General features: G+C 54.0%; 1 tRNA gene and 2 rRNA genes (1 of these 3 only partly in view). All 3 read left to right on the plus strand.

The annotated features are described in order from the left end of the window. Positions 1–2,673 (plus strand): 23S ribosomal RNA (locus CRO18_RS18400) (it extends 160 nt beyond the left edge of the window). 79 nt (positions 2,674–2,752) lie between these two features. Continuing rightward, positions 2,753–2,867 (plus strand): 5S ribosomal RNA (gene rrf, locus CRO18_RS18405). Between the two features lie 86 nt (positions 2,868–2,953). Continuing rightward, positions 2,954–3,030: transfer RNA gene (locus CRO18_RS18410), tRNA-Met, on the plus strand. The last annotated feature ends 1 nt before the right edge of the window (position 3,031 follow it).

Consider the following 3,031-nt stretch of genomic DNA (forward strand, 5'->3'; position numbering starts at 1 on the left):
GATTTATAACGGGCTGAAACAGGTACTTTTAACCTGAATACATAGGGTTTTAAGAGCGAACCCGGGGAACTGAAACATCTAAGTACCCGGAGGAAAGGAAATCAACGATACTCCGTAAGTAGTGGCGAGCGAACGCGGACCAGCCGAGCTGTGAGAATGAGTGGAATGGTCTGGAAAGGCCAGCAATATGGGTGACAGCCCCGTACACGAAGTTTGATCAGACGTATTAAGTAGGGCGGGACACGTGAAATCCTGTCTGAAGATCGGGGGACCACCCTCGAAGGCTAAGTACTCCTTACTGACCGATAGCGAACCAGTACCGTGAGGGAAAGGTGAAAAGAACCCCGACGAGGGGAGTGAAACAGTTTCTGAAACCGGACGCCTACAAGCAGTCGGAGGGGCCTTGAGCCCTGACGGCGTACCTTTTGTATAATGGGTCAACGACTTGGTCTTACGAGCAAGCTTAAGCCGTTAGGTGTAGGCGCAGCGAAAGCGAGTCTTAAAAGGGCGATGAGTTCGTGGGATCAGACCCGAAACCAGATGATCTAGCCATGTGCAGGATGAAGGTACGGTAACACGTACTGGAGGTCCGAACCGACACCCGTTGAAAAGGGTCCGGATGACGTGTGGCTAGGGGTGAAAGGCCAATCAAATCTGGAGATAGCTGGTTCTCCGCGAAAGCTATTTAGGTAGCGCCTCGGACGAATACCTGCGGGGGTAGAGCACTACATGGATGATGGGGGCCCACAGCCTTACTGAGTCTAAGTAAACTCCGAATACCGCAGAGTACTATCCGGGAGACACACGGCGGGTGCTAACGTCCGTCGTGAAGAGGGAAACAACCCTGACCAACAGCTAAGGCCCCCAATTCGTGGCTAAGTGGGAAAGCATGTGAGACTTCCAAAACAACCAGGAGGTTGGCTTAGAAGCAGCCATCCTTTAAAGATAGCGTAACAGCTCACTGGTCTAAATAAGAGGTCTTGCGGCGAAGATGTAACGGGGCTCAAGCCACGAGCCGAAGCTTTGGATGCACAGCGATGTGCGTGGTAGCGGAGCGTTCTGTGATATAACACCCTCCGACCTTGCTTTCCTTGCGGAAAGCGGCAGTCGGAATGGTGTTTACTGTGAAGCCGGCCTGTGAGGGATCCGGTGGAGTGATCAGAAGCGAGAATGTTGACATGAGTAGCGACAAACAGGGTGAGAGACCCTGTCGCCGAAAGTCCAAGGGTTCCTGCTTAAAGCTAATCTGAGCAGGGTAAGCCGGCCCCTAAGGCGAGGCCGAAAGGCGTAGTCGATGGGAACCAGGTTAATATTCCTGGGCCAGGAGGATGTGACGGATCTCAAAGGTAGTTCGATCTTATCGGATTGATCGGGCTGCTCAGAGGTCCCTGGAAATAGCCCTCCATGAGACCGTACCCGAAACCGACACAGGTGGACTGGTAGAGTATACCAAGGCGCTTGAGAGAACCACGTTTAAGGAACTCGGCAAAATGCCTCCGTAAGTTCGCGAGAAGGAGGCCCCATTCCTGGGCAACCAGGGGTGGGGGGCACAAACTAGGGGGTGGCGACTGTTTACTTAAAACATAGGGCTCTGCGAAGCCGTAAGGCGACGTATAGGGTCTGACGCCTGCCCGGTGCTGGAAGGTTAAAAGGAGGGGTGCAAGCTCCGAATTGAAGCCCCAGTAAACGGCGGCCGTAACTATAACGGTCCTAAGGTAGCGAAATTCCTTGTCGGGTAAGTTCCGACCTGCACGAATGGCGTAACGATCTCCCCGCTGTCTCAAACGTGGACTCAGCGAAATTGAACTGTGTGTCAAGATGCACACTACCCGCGGTTAGACGGAAAGACCCCATGAACCTTTACTCTAGCTTTGCATTGGCATCAGGATTGTGATGTGCAGGATAGGTGGTAGGCTTTGAAACGGGGACGCCAGTTCCCGTGGAGCCTCCCTTGAGATACCACCCTTCGCACTCTTGATGTCTAACCGCGGCCCGTTATCCGGGTCCGGGACCCTGCATGGTGGGGAGTTTGACTGGGGCGGTCGCCTCCCAAATCGTAACGGAGGCGCGCGAAGGTTGGCTCAGACCGGTCGGAAATCGGTCGTTGAGTGCAATGGCAGAAGCCAGCCTGACTGCAAGACTGACAAGTCGAGCAGAGACGAAAGTCGGCCATAGTGATCCGGTGGTCCCAAGTGGGAGGGCCATCGCTCAACGGATAAAAGGTACTCTGGGGATAACAGGCTGATGATGCCCAAGAGTCCATATCGACGGCATCGTTTGGCACCTCGATGTCGGCTCATCTCATCCTGGGGCTGGAGCAGGTCCCAAGGGTATGGCTGTTCGCCATTTAAAGAGGTACGTGAGCTGGGTTTAGAACGTCGTGAGACAGTTCGGTCCCTATCTGCCGTGGGTGTAGGATACTTGATGGGAGTTGCCCCTAGTACGAGAGGACCGGGGTGAACGTTCCACTGGTGGACCAGTTATCGTGCCAACGGTAGTGCTGGGTAGCTATGAACGGACAGGATAAACGCTGAAGGCATCTAAGCGTGAAGCCCCCCCAAAAACTAGGTATCCCTTGAGGGCCGTGGAAGACCACCACGTCGATAGGCCGGAGATGTAAGTGCAGCAATGCATTCAGTTGACCGGTACTAATTGCCCGATTGGCTTGATTTGATCCAGTAGCAGCAAGGCTCATGATCAAAAGCAAGTATACACAAGGTTACATCCTGGCTTGGACAGACTTCTTCCTCGGTTTGGTGGTCATAGCGCTGGCTAAACACCCGATCCCATCCCGAACTCGGCCGTTAAGGGCCAACACGCCAATGGTACTGCGTCTTAAGACGTGGGAGAGTAGGTCACCGCCAAACCTAGCAAGAAGTCAATTCTCTCAAAACGATACAAAACCCCGACCAGTAATATCGCCCTCGGGGTCATACGCGCCACAAAACACCGGCGCGGGGTGGAGCAGCCCGGTAGCTCGTCAGGCTCATAACCTGAAGGTCGTAGGTTCAAATCCTACCCCCGCAACCAA

Origin of the sequence: Rhodobacter sp. JA431, from assembly GCF_900217725.1 — a bacterium.
GTDB classification, from domain to species: Bacteria; Pseudomonadota; Alphaproteobacteria; order Rhodobacterales; family Rhodobacteraceae; genus Rhodobacter; species Rhodobacter aestuarii.